Origin of the sequence: Mesorhizobium tamadayense (assembly GCF_003863365.1) — a bacterium.
GTDB lineage: Bacteria > Pseudomonadota > Alphaproteobacteria > Rhizobiales > Rhizobiaceae > Mesorhizobium > Mesorhizobium tamadayense.
In genome coordinates this window covers 182,960-198,628 of the sequence record NZ_RQXT01000005.1, presented here as the reverse complement: position 1 = coordinate 198,628, position 15,669 = coordinate 182,960, and the positions used below count along the sequence as shown (strand labels likewise).

At 64.4% G+C, this 15,669-nt stretch carries 12 protein-coding genes; 1 reads left to right on the top strand and 11 read right to left on the bottom strand.

The genetic code is table 11. The annotated features are described in order from the left end of the window. Positions 1-4 precede the first annotated feature (4 nt). The 10 genes from EH240_RS06645 to EH240_RS06600 form a co-directional block, all read right to left on the bottom strand. Positions 5-2,026, bottom strand: coding sequence for an ABC transporter ATP-binding protein (locus EH240_RS06645; protein ID WP_245435847.1), 2,022 nt, complete (start codon positions 2,024-2,026; stop codon positions 5-7). Further along, positions 2,019-2,903 (bottom strand): ABC transporter permease, encoded by an 885-nt coding sequence (locus EH240_RS06640; protein WP_206075229.1) that lies wholly within the window; start codon positions 2,901-2,903, stop codon positions 2,019-2,021. Before EH240_RS06640 ends, EH240_RS06645 begins: the two co-directional genes overlap by 8 nt. After that, positions 2,900-3,853, bottom strand: a complete 954-nt coding sequence (locus tag EH240_RS06635) for an ABC transporter permease (RefSeq protein ID WP_124996609.1) — start codon at positions 3,851-3,853, stop codon at positions 2,900-2,902. The genes EH240_RS06640 and EH240_RS06635 overlap by 4 nt, the downstream gene beginning before the upstream one ends. Positions 3,854-3,923: 70 nt before the next feature. Beyond that, on the bottom strand, positions 3,924-5,588 hold the full coding sequence (locus EH240_RS06630; protein ID WP_124996608.1) for an ABC transporter substrate-binding protein: 1,665 nt from the start codon (positions 5,586-5,588) through the stop codon (positions 3,924-3,926). A 325-nt stretch (positions 5,589-5,913) separates the two neighbouring features. Next, positions 5,914-7,017 carry a mandelate racemase/muconate lactonizing enzyme family protein gene (locus tag EH240_RS06625; protein ID WP_124996607.1) on the bottom strand — a complete coding sequence of 368 codons (1,104 nt, stop codon included), beginning with the start codon at positions 7,015-7,017 and terminating at the stop codon, positions 5,914-5,916. 23 nt (positions 7,018-7,040) lie between these two features. Beyond that, positions 7,041-7,736 carry a GntR family transcriptional regulator gene (locus tag EH240_RS06620; protein WP_124996606.1) on the bottom strand — a complete coding sequence of 232 codons (696 nt, stop codon included), beginning with the start codon at positions 7,734-7,736 and terminating at the stop codon, positions 7,041-7,043. Between the two features lie 428 nt (positions 7,737-8,164). Continuing rightward, the gene (locus tag EH240_RS06615; RefSeq protein ID WP_124996605.1) at positions 8,165-8,440 is read right to left on the bottom strand and encodes a hypothetical protein; all 276 of its coding nucleotides are present in this window, start codon (positions 8,438-8,440) and stop codon (positions 8,165-8,167) included. A gap of 358 nt (positions 8,441-8,798) precedes the next feature. Beyond that, the gene (locus EH240_RS06610) at positions 8,799-9,953 is read right to left on the bottom strand and encodes an efflux RND transporter periplasmic adaptor subunit (RefSeq protein WP_124996604.1); all 1,155 of its coding nucleotides are present in this window, start codon (positions 9,951-9,953) and stop codon (positions 8,799-8,801) included. 14 nt (positions 9,954-9,967) lie between these two features. After that, entirely contained in the window at positions 9,968-13,162 is a 3,195-nt protein-coding gene (locus tag EH240_RS06605; RefSeq protein ID WP_124996603.1) for an efflux RND transporter permease subunit, read from the bottom strand. After that, positions 13,156-13,395, bottom strand: coding sequence for a hypothetical protein (locus EH240_RS06600; RefSeq protein ID WP_124996602.1), 240 nt, complete (start codon positions 13,393-13,395; stop codon positions 13,156-13,158). Before EH240_RS06600 ends, EH240_RS06605 begins: the two co-directional genes overlap by 7 nt. Positions 13,396-13,645: 250 nt before the next feature. Between EH240_RS06600 and EH240_RS06595 the strand changes: the two genes are divergently transcribed. Continuing rightward, positions 13,646-14,227 (top strand): TetR/AcrR family transcriptional regulator, encoded by a 582-nt coding sequence (locus tag EH240_RS06595; RefSeq protein ID WP_124996601.1) that lies wholly within the window; start codon positions 13,646-13,648, stop codon positions 14,225-14,227. A 400-nt stretch (positions 14,228-14,627) separates the two neighbouring features. On the opposite strand, the gene EH240_RS06585 is transcribed toward EH240_RS06595, so the two are convergent. Beyond that, the gene (locus tag EH240_RS06585; protein ID WP_124996600.1) at positions 14,628-15,650 is read right to left on the bottom strand and encodes a LacI family DNA-binding transcriptional regulator; all 1,023 of its coding nucleotides are present in this window, start codon (positions 15,648-15,650) and stop codon (positions 14,628-14,630) included. Positions 15,651-15,669 lie beyond the last annotated feature (19 nt).

Here is a 15,669-nt window from a genome sequence, read left to right as displayed (position 1 = left end):
GCGATCACGCCGGCTGCATGGTCTTCGGCTTCTGCAGCCTCGCCAATTCCGCAAAAGGAATATGACAGCGGATCGTGTGTCCGGACTCGGCCTCGGCGAGCTCCGGTTCCTGCGTCTCGCAGATCGCGCCGATCTTGCGCGGGCAGCGCGTGTGGAAGACGCAGCCCTTCGGCGGATTGGCCGCGCTCGGGATTTCGCCGTCGAGGCGGATGCGGGAGGTCTCCGTGCGGTCGAGTTTTGGAACGGCCGACAACAACGCTTCCGTGTAGGGATGGTGCGGGCCGGAGAAGACCGCTTCCGACGGCCCGAACTCCATGATGCGTCCGAGGTAAAGCACCGCGATCTTGTCGGACAGATAACGCACCACCCCGAGGTCGTGCGAGATGAAGATGTAGCTGACATCCTGCTTCGACTGCAGGTCGGCGAGCAGGTTGAGGATCGCCGCCTGCACCGACACGTCGAGCGCCGAGGTCGGCTCGTCGCAGACGACGATGCGCGGATCGCCGGCGAAGGCGCGCGCGATCGCCACGCGCTGCTTCAGCCCGCCCGAGAGCTGGCGCGGCTTGACGCCGAGATGACGATCGGTGAGCCGCACCGAGCGGACAAGCTCATCGAGGCGTCTGTCCAGCGTCTTGCCGGTGAGCCCGCCCAGCCGTTTCAATGCGCGGCTGAGGATGTGCCGGATCGAATGCGAGCGATTGAGCGCCGAATCCGGATTCTGGAAGACGATCTGCACCGCCTTGACCTGGTCTTCCGAGCGGCTGGCGAGCCGCGGCGCCAATTGCTTGCCCTCGAGCTCGATGCTGCCGCCTTCGTCCGGCGGGACGAGGCCGAGCAAAAGCCTGGCGAAGGTGGTCTTGCCGCTGCCGGATTCGCCGACCAAGCCGAGCGTCTCGCCGGGCCGCAGGCTGACGGAAACGTCCTTCACGGCCCTCAGCGGGCGGCCGTGGCTGGCATAGGTCTTGTTCAGCCCTTCGACCTGCAGCACCGGTGGGGCCTGCTTTGGTGCGATGGCGGCAATCTCGGCGGGCGTCGCGCGCGGCAGCGACTGCGCCTTGTCGTGATAGTGGCAGCGCGACAGCCGGCCGCCCCCAAGCTCGTAGAGCGGCGGCGGCTCGCTGCGGCAGCGCTCCGTCGCCAGCGCGCAGCGGTCGGCGAAGGCGCAGCCAGCGATGTTGGTGCCGATGCCGGGCAGGAAGCCGGGGATGGTGTCGAGACGGCCCTGATCCTTGCGCTGGCCGCCGCGCGGCAGGCAGCGCAGCAGTGCCACCGTGTAAGGGTGGCGCGGATCGTTGAAGACGTCCTTGGTCGAGCCTTCCTCGACCAGCATGCCGGCGTAGAGCACGCCGACCCGGTCGCACATGTTGGAGACGACGGCCAGGTTGTGGCTGATGAACAGGATCGAGGCCGACAGCTCGCGCCGCAATTGGCCGATCAGGTCGAGCACTTCGGCTTCCACCGTCGCGTCGAGGCCGGTCGTCGGCTCGTCGAGGATCAGCATCGAGGGGTCGTTGGCCAAGGCCATGGCGATCGCCACGCGCTGCTGCATGCCGCCGGAAAGCTGGTGCGGGTAGCGCTGCATGACGCTTGCCGGATCCGAAATGCGCACAAGGTTCAGCATCGCGATCGCCTTGTCGCTAGCCGCTTGTCCCGAAACACCGGCCAGCTCGAAGATCTCGGTGAGCTGGCGGCCGATGCGCAGCGACGGGTTCAGCGCCTTGCCCGGGTCCTGATAGACCATGGAGACGCTTTCCGCGCGGGCGCGCCTGAGCGCCTCGGCGTCGAGCTTCATCACATCCTTGCCGTCGAGCGCGATCGAGCCGCCGGTGATCGAGCCGTTGCGTGGCAAATAGCGCACCACCGACAGCGCCACCGTGGACTTGCCGCAGCCGGACTCGCCGACCAGTCCGTAGGCCTCGCCCGGCTTTATCGTGAGGTTGACGTTGCGCAGCACCGCCCGGTTGCGGCCGCCAACGCGATAGGCGACCGACAGATCCTTGAGCTCGAGCGCGTTCTTGTCAGTCATTGAACGCTCCATGGACGCCGTCGGCCACCAGGTTGACGCCGATCACCAGCGAGGCGATCGACAAGGCATCGAACAGCACCGTCCACCAGAAGCCGCCACCGATCATGCCGTAATTGCTGGAGATCGAGAGGCCCCAGTCGGGCGAGGGCGGCTGGATGCCGAAGCCCATGAAGGACAGCGTTGCGACCGCGAAGATCGCATAGCCGAGCCGCACCGTCGTCTCGACCAGGATCGGCGGGACGACGTTGGGCAGGATCTCGACGAACATGGTGTGCAGCGCGCCTTCATGGCGCAGCTTGGCCGCCGCGACATAGTCGAGCTCGCGTTCGGCCAGCACTGCGGAGCGCACCGTGCGCGCGATGATCGGCGCGAAGCTCAAGCCGATGACGACGATGACGGTTATCTTCGAGGTGCCGAGCGCGACGATGGCGAGTAGCGCGATGATGACCACCGGGATCGCCATGAAGGCTTCCAGCACACGGCTGACGATGTCGTCGACGATGCCGCGGAAATAGCCGATCAGCAGGCCAAGCGCGGTGCCTGCAACGGTCGCCAGGATCGTGGCTAAAGGCGCGACCGTCAGGATGTCGCGCGAGCCGACGATGACGCGCGAGAAGACATCGCGGCCGATCTGGTCGGTGCCGAACCAATGCTCGGCCGACGGAGGCGCCAGCGCGTTGATGATGTCGTCGGCGAGCGCATCGTAAGGCACGAAATGCTCGCCTAACAGCGCGCAGATGACCCAGAACAGCACGATGCCGAAGCCGGTCAGAAAAGTGCCTGACCTGAGCAACGAATGCAGCACCTCGCCCCAGGGGCTGCGCCGCGTCTCGGCGTCGGGCGAGGGCATGCCGACAGGAGTATCTGCTGCGCTCATTGTTCTGCTCCCAGCCGGATGCGCGGATTGAGCACGGAATAAAGGAAGTCGGCGATCAATGTCGCCACTGCATAGACGATGCCGATGGTGAGGATGCCGGCCTCCAGCATCGGGAAATCCTTGCCGCGCGCGGCGGTGAAGATCAGTGAGCCGATGCCCTGGTAGCGGAACAGCGTCTCGATCACCACCAGGCCGCCGATCAGATAGCCGGTCTGCGTGGCGATGACGGTGATGGTCGGCAACAGCGCGTTGCGCAGCACGTGCCGCCAGACCACCGTGCGCCAGGGCAGGCCCTTGAGCACGGCGGTGCGCGTGTAGTCGGAATCGAGCGCCTCGATCATGCCGGAGCGCGCCATGCGCGCGATGTAGCCGAACAGTACCAAAAACAGCGGCAGCGACGGCAGGATGAGATAATAGAGCTGGGTGAAGAAGCCGGCGCCTTTCGGCCAGGTGGCCGCGATCGGCAGCCAGCGCAGCCAGACGCCGAAGATAAGGATCAGGATGATGCCGGTGACAAATTCCGGCAGCACTGTCACCGACAGGCCGCCGAGGCTGATGATGCGGTCGAGCGGCCGGTTGAGGTTGAGCGCGGCGATGACGCCGCCCAGGATGCCGATCGGCATCACCAGCACGAAGGCGACGAGCCCCAGCTTCATCGAATTGCCGAGCGCGTCGATGACGAAGGGCGCGACAGGCGCGCGGAAGATGTAGGACGTGCCCATGTCGCCATGGAGGAAATTCCAGATCCAGGTTCCGTATTGGACGAGCAGCGGACGGTCGACGCCAAGCGAATGGTTGAGCGCGTCGACGGCGCGCTGGTCGGCGAACGGTCCCAGTATGGCGCGCCCGACATTGCCGGGCAGCACCTGGCCGCCAAGGAACACCATGACGCTGAGCAGGAACAGCGTTACGAGCGACAGCGCCAGGCGCCGGACGAGGAAGGCGAGGATGGCGAATACTCCTATCGGAGCCGGCTCTCCGTGGAGAGCCGGTTGTCAGGGATAGACTTGCTCGCTCTCGTCAGGCCTTCGAGGCCTTTTCGAGGAACAGCTGCGACATGGCGGTGGGCTGCACGCCCGCCACGCCTTTCGCCGTCGCCGTCAGGTAGTCGTAGAAATAGCCGAAGATGATCGGCGTTTCCTCGAGCAGCAGCTTCTGGATCTTGCCGGCGGTGGCCTTTTGCGCCTCCAGGTCGAGGGCCGCGATATAGCTCGTCGCCAGCTGGTCATAGTCCTTGTTCTTGAAGTGCGCCGCATTCCAGGTGCCGTCGCTCTTCAGCGGTGCCGCGAGATAGACGTTGGGCACGCCGCGGTGGCCGTAGTCGGTGATGCCCATCACCGAATCCAGCCAGTTCGACTTGCCGAACACCGCATCGCCGTAATAGGCGCCCTGGTCGAGGATGTTGAGCTCGAGCTCGATGCCGATTTCCTTGACCCAGTTCTGGATGAGCTGCGCGTATTCGGGGATTTCCAGATAGCGCTCGGTGGTCAGCGTCACCTTGAAGCCCTTGCCGGCGCCGGCCGCTTCCATCAGCTGCTTGGCCTGCGCGATGTCCTGCTCGCGCTGCGGCACGCTGGTGTCGGTCGACGGATAGGCGTCCGCGAACGGGCTGTCGTTGCCTTCCTGGGCACGGCCCTTCATCAGCCCGGCGACCAGCTTCTTGCGGTCGATGCTGAGCGCGATCGCCCGGCGCACGCGCGGATCCTTGAACGGGTCAGAATCGCAACGCAGGTGCAACTGCTGGTGCGCCACCGACTTCAGGCTGATGATGTCGACGTTCGGATCGTTGAGCAGGCCGACGCCGGCCAGCACCGGCATCTGGTTGATGATGTCGATCTGGCCGCCCTGCAGCGCCAGGATCTGCGGCTGGATGTCGGTGAAGAAGGTGAACTCGGTGCGCTCGGGTAACGCCTTCTCGCCCCAATAGTCGTCATTGCGGACGAAAGAGGCGCCGACCTTAGCCGTGTATTTCTCCAGCTTGAACGGCCCGGTGCCGTCGAAGCTCTTTTCGTAGTCGCCCTTGTAGCTCGCCGGGATGATGACGGCGTTGTAGTTGTCCGACGAGACCATATAGGGGAAGTTGCCGTTCGGCGCGTCGAGGTGGAATTCGACCGTGTAGTCGTCGACCTTCTTGGTCGCCCCCTTCTGCAGGATGCCGGTGAACACCGACAGCGCGTTGGAGGAATTGGCGGGATCGGCGAGACGGTCGATGCTGGCCACCACGTCGTCGGCCTTCATCTCGCCGCTTGAGTGGAATTTCACGCCCTTGCGCAGCGTGAAGGTCCACACCGTACCATCGGCGTTCGGCTTCCAGCTTTCGGCGAGCGCCGGCTTCAGCACCAGGTCCGGGCCGTCGATGCAGAGGAATTCGGCGACCTGCTGCAGCACCAGAAGGCCGCCGGCGTCGGCGATGGTGACCGGGTCGATCGTGGCCGCCGGCACGCTGCTGCCGACGCGGATGGTGGCGCCGGGCGCGCCCTGGGCGCGGGCAAGCGAGGGCGCGGCGCCGAAGCCCGCTGCCATGCCGATGCGGCCGAGAAGCGGCAGCGACAGGCCGAGCAGGCTGCCGTGGCGAACGAAGTCGCGGCGGCTGACGCGGCCGTCGATAAGCCCGTCGATGAGGTGATTTTCGAGCGGCGTGCGGTTTCGCCGGATGAGATCGAGAATGCGATAGTTCTTGCTCATGGGTTTAAACCCTTTCCCCAGTTTTTGTGGTTGGCGAGTGCATTCCGGTTAACGACATTCCGTGGAGTTCTCCGGTCCCGGCCGTCGTCAAGAATTTCGGTCGAAAGACTGTAGCACGCAGTTTGGTCCGGTCCCATCCGCGCTTGAAAGCGGCAAGGTCAGATTTTCTTGATGCATGCCTTGTCCGGTCTTGCGGTCCGATCGAAATCGCGGCCGCTTCTTCTCTGCGTCTGTCGCCTCCTTTCCTTTGACGTCTTTTGGTTCAGCGGCAACCGACGATAGGTGCCGGGCTTTTCAGGATCGTGTGCGGTCGTTGATCTTCATCTCAGCCGATCTCGAAGAAAGGCTTGCCGAGCAGGCCAGGCTCAACATCGATGCCGAGGCCGGGCCCGTCCGGAATGCCTATGCGGCTGCCCCTCACCGGCGGCTTGTTGGAGGCGGTGCGCACCGTCACCCATTCGTGGAAGGCGATCGCATGCAGCCGGCGCTCTTCCGGCGTCGACAGCGACAGATGCGCCATGGCGGCCGTGTCGATCTCGGCGCCGCCGGTGTCCTCCACGGTGATCATGAAGCCGAGATCGGCGGCGACGTCACGGATCAGGCGGGTCTGCGTCACGCCGCCCAACCGCGAGATCTTCAGCGTCAGCCCGTCGGCCGCGCCGCGGCGATGGATTTCCAGCATCTCCTGCAGCGAGGTGACGGACTCGTCCAGCACCATCGGCTTGTCGAGCATGCGGCGCACCGACATGTTCTCCTCGATCGTCGTGCAAGGCTGCTCGAACGTGTAGTCGATGCGGCGCGTGGCGTCCGCGAACTGTCGCGCCTGATAGGGCGTCCAGCCGGCATTGGCGTCGCAGAAGATCACCGTGCCCTTCGGCACGGCGGCGGCGACAGCCGTCACCCGCTCGATGTCGTCGCGGACATTGCCGCCGACCTTGACCTGCAGCCGCTGGTAGCCTTCGGCGACGATCATCTTGGCAAGTGCGGCCATCTGGTCGACCTTGCCGTGGGTGACGACCCTGTAGAGCTCCGCCGTCTCGCTCTCGCGGCCGCCGAGCATCGTCACCAGCGGCACGTCGGCGGCGCGGGCGGCGAGATCCCAGCAGCCCATGTCGAGCGCCGACTTGATATAGGGATGGCCCTTGAACACCGTGTCCATCAGCCTGCCGATGCCGGCAAGGCCGCGCGGGTCGTGGCCGATGAGATGCGGTGCGATCTCCGGCACGCCCGCGCGCGTTCCCGCCGGGAAAGCGGCCGAGTAGAAATTGCCGAGCGGCGCCATCTCGCCCCAGCCGGTCACGCCTGTATCGGAGGTGATGGCGACGATCACCGCGTCGAAGCAGTCGGCGACCCGCCCCTTCGACATGCGGTAAGGGCCGTCCACGAAGGGCTGCACGACATGATAGGCCTTTATGCTCTTGATCTTCACGTTGTTGTCCGTAGTCGGTGAGGTCAGTCAGCACCTTTCGCCACGCGCTTTTCGAGACCGCGCGCGTAGGCAAGAAGCTCTTCAAAATCGTCGTCGATATGCTCGCGCGCGTGGCGTTGAGCGGCGCGCATGTCCGCGCCCTTGAGCAACGCCACATAGGTTTCGTGCAAATCCTCGGTCGGCACCGGTTCGTTGCGCGCCCGCTGATGCAGCGCGAAATACATCTGCAGGCGGCTCGTCAGCCGCTGCCAGGTCTCAAGCAGCACCGAATTGTCGGCCCATTCGTAGATCAACCCATGCAACTGCAGCGCCGTCTCGATCTGGCGCGTGGTGTCGAGCGCCCGGGTCGCCTGCTTCACTGCTTCGTGGCGGCGATCGAGCTCGTCGAAGAAGCGCTGGTCACGCTGCGGCCAGGTAAGCTCGATGGCGAAGTCGTCCAGCACCTTGTTCAACGAATAGGCATCGGCGATGTCCTTGGCCGTGACGTCGATGACGAAGGTGCCTGCATAGGGGATGCTGGTCAGGATGCCTTCCTGCACCAGCTCGCGCATCGCCTCGCGCAGCGGCGCGCGGCTCACCCGCATCTGCTCGGAAATCCTGAGCTCGTTGAGCTTCTGCCCCGGTTCCAACTGGCCGGTCAGGATCGCCCGTCTCAGCAGCGCCACGATCTCGGCCCTGCGCGTCGTGTCCGCGATCGGACCGAAATCCAGCTTCGCCATGCGTCCCACTCCGGATGAACCGAGTGCAAGACAAGCAGATTGTCGACAATCTAACAAGGGGCTATTTCTGACAGGATTGTCTTTTGAGCCTCGACGTTCCAGCACCGGTGCGTCGTCAGACGGCCCGGCCGTGGAAGCCGATCCGCTCCTCGTCGCCGAACGTCACAGGGGCTTCTCACAATAGGAAAACGCCGCGATCATTCGCTCGCGCTTGCGGACACGTTCAGCCTGCCGGGCTTCATGCGCAGGATCCGGCCTTGGCCTCCGGCGACGCCGGCATAAGTGGGATCGCCGTCCGATCCCGTCAGGGTTCCGACCGCCCTTGACAATTATGCAGTTGAACGCGAACGCCATATCGCCCCAGGCCACTGGAGCGTCGGCATATTGCTGGGCGGTTTTCATTCCGCCCCTATGGCCTGGAGCAAGTCTTAGAAGTTAGGCTCGACGTTATGCTGAGCGCAAATGAGCCGAGCCTTCATCGTCGTCACGTATGGATCGGTGCTGACCTGAAGTAGCCTTGATGCACCGTGGCTTTCCTTGGTCACGAGAGGAGATCCGCCCTGAATTAGGGCTTCCTTGGGAAACCGATAGAGATCGCCGCTGCCAATTTCGACATAGGCGCCCGCTTCGGTCAAATCTTCCCAATCCGTTTCGCGGAGTTTCGCGCGATGCGCGGATTCGATTGAGTTTTCCTGCTTAGCCATCTGTCTGTCTCCTGCGATGTGCCCAGCAGCCTTGCGTGGAGTCTACCCCCATTGATGGAAGAAGCAAATCAAAAAATGCAATCCGTAGGAAGGCATAGGGTCGAAACTTGTCAATCTGGTGGAAATGGTGTGACGCCATTTGTCGGATACACGAAGCGCGAAGACGCAGGAAATGTTGACCATTTTCGAGTCCTTCGCGACAAAGTAGTCGGGCAGACGGACCACATCCGGAACGACGCGAAACGGCTGCAAGCCGCCGCGTCGAACCGCTCGGCCTCTGGCCTGAGCCAGATACCAAAACGGCGCCCCCGACATGAGTCGAGGGCGCCGTGCTGGACCGGGCCTGATCGGGGGTTGATCAGCTGGCCGGTTTCGGTTGCGGCAAGGGAGAAACCGGCATTCCGGGTCCGATCTTCTGCAGATTGCCCGTGATCACCTGGTCGGTTTCGGAGATGCCAGACGTAACGGAAATCAGGTCGCCGTCGGTCGGCCCGAGCGAGACCAGCTTCTGGTCCACGGTATTGCCCTTGCCCAGCACATAGAGGTACTTGCCAAGCTGACTGGACCCCAGCGCCACCTGCGGCACCATCAGCGTGTTGGGCTGTTCCTTCACATGCAGCCGCACCCGGACATACTGGCCGGGAAGCAGCCTGAACTTGGCGTTGCCGATCGTGGCGCGGGCGGTGATGGTTCCCGTCGAATGGTCGATCGTGTTGTCGATGAAGGTGAGCTCACCTTTTTGGCTTGGCTGCGTCTCGCCGGGCAGCAGCACGTCGACCGCGATCGGTCCCGCCGCCCTGGCTTCTTCGATCTGGACGAGGTCGGTCTCGCTCGGATTGAAGGTGACGTAGATCGGGTCGAGCTGCACCAGCGTGTTGAGCACCGTGCCGGCGACGCTCACCAGCGTGCCGACGGACGCCTGATTGCGGCCGACCCGCCCGGAGAAAGGTGCCTTGATCTCGGCATAGCCGAGATTGAGCTCGGCCGTCCGCACCGCCGCCCGGTCGACCGCGAGCGCCGCCTCGGCCCCGCGCAGGGTGCTGGTGCGCTGGTCGAAGCTGTCCTTGGCGAGATAGCCGCTCTTGGCGAGTTCGCTGCCACGGCCGAGATTTGAGCGCGCGTAGTCGAGCGTCGCCGTGTCGCGCTCCACCTGCGCCTTCGCCTGGTCGAGTGCTGCCTGATAGTCCTCGGGCGCGATCCGGTAGAGCAGGTCGCCCTGCTTGACGTCGCTGCCGTCGGCCGCCGTCTGCTCCTGCAGATAGCCCGGCACCCGCGCCTGCAGGGTAATGCTGCGGATCGGCTCCACGCGCGCGGCGTAGTCGAGATAGATTGGCAGCGTCCTCTTGACGACGTTCACCACCGGCACCGGCATGACGAAAGCCTTGGGCGCAGGTGCTGCGCCCGCCGTGCTGGCGTTGAGGCTCAGATTGCCCATGTCGAGCAAATGCACACTTGCCACCGAGATCGCGCCCAGCGCGACGGCCGTTGCCAAAGCGATTTTCCATTTACGCATGTTGATCTCCAATCCTATTCGGCCGCATCGGCGAGCCGCACGGGCTCGGCGGTCAGTTCAATCTCTTGTTGGTGCGGGGCATACAGTTGCCCCGCGGCAGGTTCGTTCTCGCCGCCGCGCTCGCGCAGCTTCTCGATCACCGCGTAGAAGACGGGCACGAAGACCAGCGACAGGACAGTCGCCGCCACCATGCCGCCGAAGACGGTGGTGCCGATCGACTGCCGGCTGGCCGCACCTGCACCGGTCGCGAACATCAGCGGCAGCACGCCGAGGATGAAGGCGAAGGCCGTCATCAGGATCGGCCGCAGCCTGAGCCGCGCGGCTTCCATCGCCGCTTCGACGATGGTCAAGCCTTCCTCGCGCCGTCGCCTGGCGAACTCGACGATCAGGATGGCGTTCTTCGCCGCCAGGCCGATCAGCATGACGAAGCCGATCTGCGAGTAGACGTCGATCTGCATGCCGCGAAGCAACAGCACGACGAAGGCGCCGAACAAGGCCAGCGGCACCGCCAGCAGCACCATGAAGGGCATCGCCCAGCTTTCATACTGAGCCGCCAGGATCAGGAAGACGAAGACCATGGCGAGCCCGAACACGATCGAGGCGATCGATCCGGCCTTGAGCTCCTGATAGGTGATGCCGGTCCACTCATAGCCGAAGTCGCGCGGCAGCACGTTCGCCGCCGCCCGCTCCATCGCCGCAACCGCCTGTCCGGACGAGAAGCCCGGGGCGGCGCCGCCGTTGATCAGGGCCGAGGCATTGTTGTTGTAATGCGGCACGGTCTCGGGGCCGACGATCGGCACCAGCTTGCCCAGCGTGCTCAGCGGCACCATGCCGCCCGACGCGTTGCGCACATAGAGCCGTGAGATGTCGGTCGCATCGGCGCGCGCATCCTTGTCGGCCTGGATCGTCACCCGGAAGGTGCGGCCGAACAGGTTGAAGTCGTTGACGTAGAGCGAGCCAAGATAGATCTGCAGCGTGTTGAACACGTCGGGCAGGTTGAGGCCCAGAAGCTTCGCCTTGCTGCGGTCGAGGTCGTAGTTGAACTGCGGCGTCGAGGTCGAGAAGGACGAGAACAGCTGCTGCGGGTTGAGCTCCGGCTGCTTGCGCGCCTCGGCGATCAGCGCCTGCGTCACGTCGTTCAGCGCGGCGCTGCCGCGACCCGAGAGATCCTCCACCTGGAACTCGAAGCCGCCGGTGGTGCCGATGCCGGGGATCGAAGGCGGATCGAAGGAGAGCGCGAAGGCCTCCGGCATCTGTAGGAGCTTGCCGCGCACCTGCTCGACGAGTTTCGAGGCGCTCTGGTCAGGGCCGCGTTCGTCCCACGGCTTGAGGATCGCGAACTCCACCGCCGAGTTCGATTGCGCGGCGCTGGTCAGGAAGTTGAGGCCGCTGATCGAGCCGACGATGTCGACGCCGGGTGTGTTCTGCAGGATGTCGCGCGCCTTCTGCGCAACCGCGTCGGTGCGCTCGAGCGAGGCGCCGTCGGGCAGCTGGATGACGACGAAGAAATAGCCCTGGTCCTCGACCGGGAGGAAGGTCGAGGGCAGCTTCTGCCAGACGAAATAGGTGGCGACCAGGCCGGCCGCGAACAGGCCGAGCATGGCCCAGCGCAGCTTGATCAGGATGCGCACGCCATGGGCATAGGCGTGCGACAGCCAGTCGAAGCCGGCATTGAACCAGCGGAACAACACAAATTGCGTCTCGCCGCGATGGCGCAGGAACGCCGCGCTCAGCGCCGGGCTCAGCGTCAACGAGTTGAAGGCGGAGATGCCGACCGAGATCGCGACGGTCAGCGCGAACTGGTTGTAGAGCCGCCCCGAAACGCCGGGGATGAAGGCGACCGGGATGAACACCGCCATCAGCACCGCGGTGGTGGCGATGATCGGCCCCGTCACTTCGGCCATTGCCGCGCGCGTCGCGGCAAGCGGCTTGAGGCCGGCCTCCAGCTGTCGCTCGACATTCTCGACGACGACGATCGCATCGTCGACGACAAGGCCGATTGCCAGCACCATGCCGAGCAGCGACAGCATGTTGAGCGAGAAGCCCAGCATGTACATCACCGCCAGCGTCGCGACGAGCGACACCGGGATGGCGATGGTCGGAATGATCGTGGTGCGCCAGCTCTGCAGGAAGATGAACACCACCGCCACGACCAGCACCAGCGCCTCGCCAAGCGTGATCAGCACGTCATGCATCGAGGCCGACACGAAGCGCGTCGTGTCGTAATGCATGGCGTAGCTGACGCCCTTCGGGAAGCGCGCCGACAATTCCTGCATCTTGTCCTTGACCCGCTGCTGCAGGTCGAGGGCGTTGGAGCCGGGCATCTGGTAGACGGCGAGCACCACGGTCGGGTCCTTGCCGAAGAAGGCTGACGAGGAATATTGCAGCGCGCCGAGCTCGATGCGGGCGACGTCGCGCAGCCGCACCAGCGAGCCGTTGGCGGAATTGGCGCGCACGACGATGTCACCGAATTCCTTCGGGTCGCTGAGGCGGCCGACCGCGTTGACCTGCATTTCGAAGGAGGTGCCGGCCGGCGCCGGCGACTGGCCGATCTTGCCCGCCGCCACCTGCACGTTCTGTTCGGCAATGGCGTTCTGAACGTCGACGGCGGTGATGCCGAGATTGGCGAGCTTGTCCGGATCGAGCCAGACGCGCATCGAATAACGGCGCTCGCCGAAGATCTGCACGTCGCCGACGCCGGGCAGCCGCTTCAGCGGATCGACCACCTGCAGATAGGCGAGGTTGCTCAGCGCCACCGGATCGACCGAGCCGTCCGGCGAGGTGAGGTCGACGATCAGAACGAAATTGGGGTTCTGTTTCTTGATCGTCACGCCGCCCTGGTTGACGATGGCCGGCAGGGAGGATGCGGCCTGCGAGACGCGGTTCTGCACGTCGACGGCCGCTGTGCTGAGCGGATAGCCGACGTCGAAAGTGATGGTGATGGTCGAGGAGCCGTCATTCGAGCTCGTCGACGACATGTAGGTCATGCCTTGCACGCCGTTGATCTGCTGCTCGAGCGGCGTGGTGACCGTGTCGGCCACAACTTGCGCGCTGGCACCAGGATAATGGGCGCTGACCACGACCTGCGGGGGTGTGATGTCCGGAAACTGCGAGACCGGCAGCAGGAAATAGGCGATCGCGCCGGCGAGCACCATGATGATGGCGATCGCGGACGCGAAGATCGGGCGGTGGATGAAGAATTTTACCATGATGCGGATGCCTCGCCGAACGGCTTTGCGAAATGGCGCATGCGCCGGACCCGGCCGGAGCCGGCGTCCTCCAGGAAGGATGGCAGGCCTTCATCACCCGGCGCCTGTTGCGCCGCGCGCGAGCGCAACATCCGTTCGAAGGCTCCGGGATCGATCCCGTCAGCCTTCATCACCAGCCGGATCATCGGATCCCGGATGGCTTCGTCGATCGTCAGGTCTTTGCGCTTTTGCATAGGAGTAACTCCTTGCTTGCGGCCCGCATCGGATGATCACGGACCGTTTTTTTCTCTTTTCACCGGCCGAAGCCGCATGACAGGCAGGTTCTGGTCCTATCTCGCTCTGGCAGGGCCTATCGGTAGGGGCCTTGTCGTTGACGGCGAGCGACATAGGTGTTACCAGTAAGTAACATTCTGGAAGTTACAGACCGGTAACACCCTAGTCAAGAGGTGGCCGAGGGATTTTTGGAAACCAAAGGAGAGCATGATGACAGACGGCGTCGTGGAGCGTACTCGCCCCCGGGATCGGATCCTGGAGACGGCGCAGGACATGTTCCACAAGCACGGCATCAAGGGCGTGGGCGTCGACGCCATCACTGAAGCCGCCGGCACCAACAAGATGACGCTCTACCGTCACTTCGAATCCAAGGACGAATTGATCATCGAATGCCTGCGGGCCACTGCGGCGAAGGCCGCGCGGATATGGGACGAGTTCGAGGCTGCACATCCCGGCGACAAGCTCGCGCAACTGCATGCCTGGGTCCAGAAGGCCTCGGAAATGCTGAGCGCAGACTGCCGCGGCTGTGACATGGCCAATGCCGCCGTCGAGCTCAGCGAGACGGACCATCCGGCAAGGCGCGTGATCAAGGAATTGAAGGAAGCCCAGCGCGAGAAGCTCGTTGCGCTTTGCCGCGACGCCGGCGTCGGCCAGGCCGAATTGCTCGCCGACACGCTGTCGCTGCTGCTCGAAGGCGCGCGCGTCTCGATGCAGAGCGTCGGCGCCGAAGGCCCGAGCGCGCAGTTCGTGCGCATGGCCGAGGGCCTGATCGCCTCGTTCCGGGCGCGCTGATAGCGCGATCGAATTCGCGAGTCCCCCTCATCCGGCGGCTTCGCGGCCACCTTCTCCCCACCGGGGAGAGGTCGGATTGCCCCGATTTGCCCTTCGCAATTCGGGTGGCAATCCGGGTGAGGGGGATTCCGCGGTCGCCGCCTTCATGCAGGCAAAGAAAAGCCCGCTGCCGGGAGGAGGTGGCAGCGGGCTCGATTTCGAACACGGCGCGGGAGGAGGTGCGCCGCACTCATCGTCGGCATCACATCTGGGAGGAGGAGACGGCCGACACCTATACATGTACTAGTTGCTTAATGATTCGGCAACCTCGAAACTTGCATAGCTGGTGTGCAGATTTGTCGCACCGCCGGCTATTCCTCCTACAAATCCGGGTATAGCGGCGTCGCCCGAAGCGGCTAACTCACTGTACCGGAACGTTTTCCTTGAAGATCAGCCGCGGCTCGATGAATTTCTTCGTCAGGTACGGCGCCGATGAGGCGATCGAGCCGAGCAGTCGGATCACCGCTTGCTCGGCAATCAGCCGCGCATTCTGGTCGATGACGACGTCGGCGAGATCGTCGACGAGATAGCGGCGTGTTTCCTTCGTCAGGTCGTGGCAGATGAACACCGGTTTCTTGCGCGGCTTGGCTTCAAGCAGCGCCTTCGCCACGCCCGAGCGTCCCGCGCCGACGCAATAGATGCCGAGCAGTTCCGGTTCATTGTGCAAGGCCTTCATGGTCGCGCTGTAGCTGGCGTCGGGTTCGTCGTTGATCTCGACCGCGCTCGAAATGGTGAGATTGGGAAACTCTTCGGCGAGCACCGAACGGAAACCCATCTCGCGCTCCTCATGGCCGCGATAGGAGCGCGAGCCGACCACCATTGCCAGATGTCCGGTCCGACCGCCGAGGAAGCGGCCCATCAGCAGCGCAGCAGTGCGCCCCGCCACTCGGTTGTCGATACCGACATAGGCCGAGCGCGGTGCTGCCGGCACGTCGGAGACCAGCGTCACCAGCCGGATGCCAGCCTCGACCAGCTCGCGCAGGATGTTGCGCGTGCGCGGATGGTCGACGGCGATGACGCCGACGCCATTGGCTTTCAGCGACAGGTTCTCGACCGCGCCCTGCAGCGCGCCGGGCGAAATGCCGGCAAGGTTGTGGATGCGGCAGGAGGCGACCAGCGGCAGCCGCGCGGCATAATCTTCGATATGATGGGCGAGATCCGCCATGAAGGCGTTGCTGCCGATCGGCAGGAAAAACTCGAGATGCGCCGGCTTCGACGGCAGCACGACCTGGTCGAGCGTCGGCAGATAGCCGAGCTGCTTGGCCGCTTCCATGACCCGCTGCCGGTTGGCCGCGCTAGCGCCGGGCCGGTTGTTGAGCACCCGGTCGACCGTCGCGGTCGACAGGCCGCAGCTCCTGGCGATGTCCGCTACGGTGGCTTTCATGGGTCCAGTCATAGAATGG

Excerpts from the sequence above, each read along its gene's own strand:
- EH240_RS06605 (WP_124996603.1), bottom strand. The coding sequence starts at position 13,162 with ATGGTAAAATTCTTCATCCACCGCCCGATCTTCGCGTCCGCGATCGCC.
- EH240_RS06630 (WP_124996608.1), bottom strand. The coding sequence starts at position 5,588 with ATGAGCAAGAACTATCGCATTCTCGATCTCATCCGGCGAAACCGCACG.
- EH240_RS06600 (WP_124996602.1), bottom strand. The coding sequence starts at position 13,395 with ATGCAAAAGCGCAAAGACCTGACGATCGACGAAGCCATCCGGGATCCG.
- EH240_RS06640 (WP_206075229.1), bottom strand. The coding sequence starts at position 2,903 with ATGAGCGCAGCAGATACTCCTGTCGGCATGCCCTCGCCCGACGCCGAG.
- EH240_RS06595 (WP_124996601.1), top strand. The coding sequence starts at position 13,646 with ATGACAGACGGCGTCGTGGAGCGTACTCGCCCCCGGGATCGGATCCTG.
- EH240_RS06585 (WP_124996600.1), bottom strand. The coding sequence starts at position 15,650 with ATGAAAGCCACCGTAGCGGACATCGCCAGGAGCTGCGGCCTGTCGACC.
- EH240_RS06615 (WP_124996605.1), bottom strand. The coding sequence starts at position 8,440 with ATGGCTAAGCAGGAAAACTCAATCGAATCCGCGCATCGCGCGAAACTC.
- EH240_RS06610 (WP_124996604.1), bottom strand. The coding sequence starts at position 9,953 with ATGCGTAAATGGAAAATCGCTTTGGCAACGGCCGTCGCGCTGGGCGCG.
- EH240_RS06620 (WP_124996606.1), bottom strand. The coding sequence starts at position 7,736 with ATGGCGAAGCTGGATTTCGGTCCGATCGCGGACACGACGCGCAGGGCC.
- EH240_RS06645 (WP_245435847.1), bottom strand. The coding sequence starts at position 2,026 with ATGACTGACAAGAACGCGCTCGAGCTCAAGGATCTGTCGGTCGCCTAT.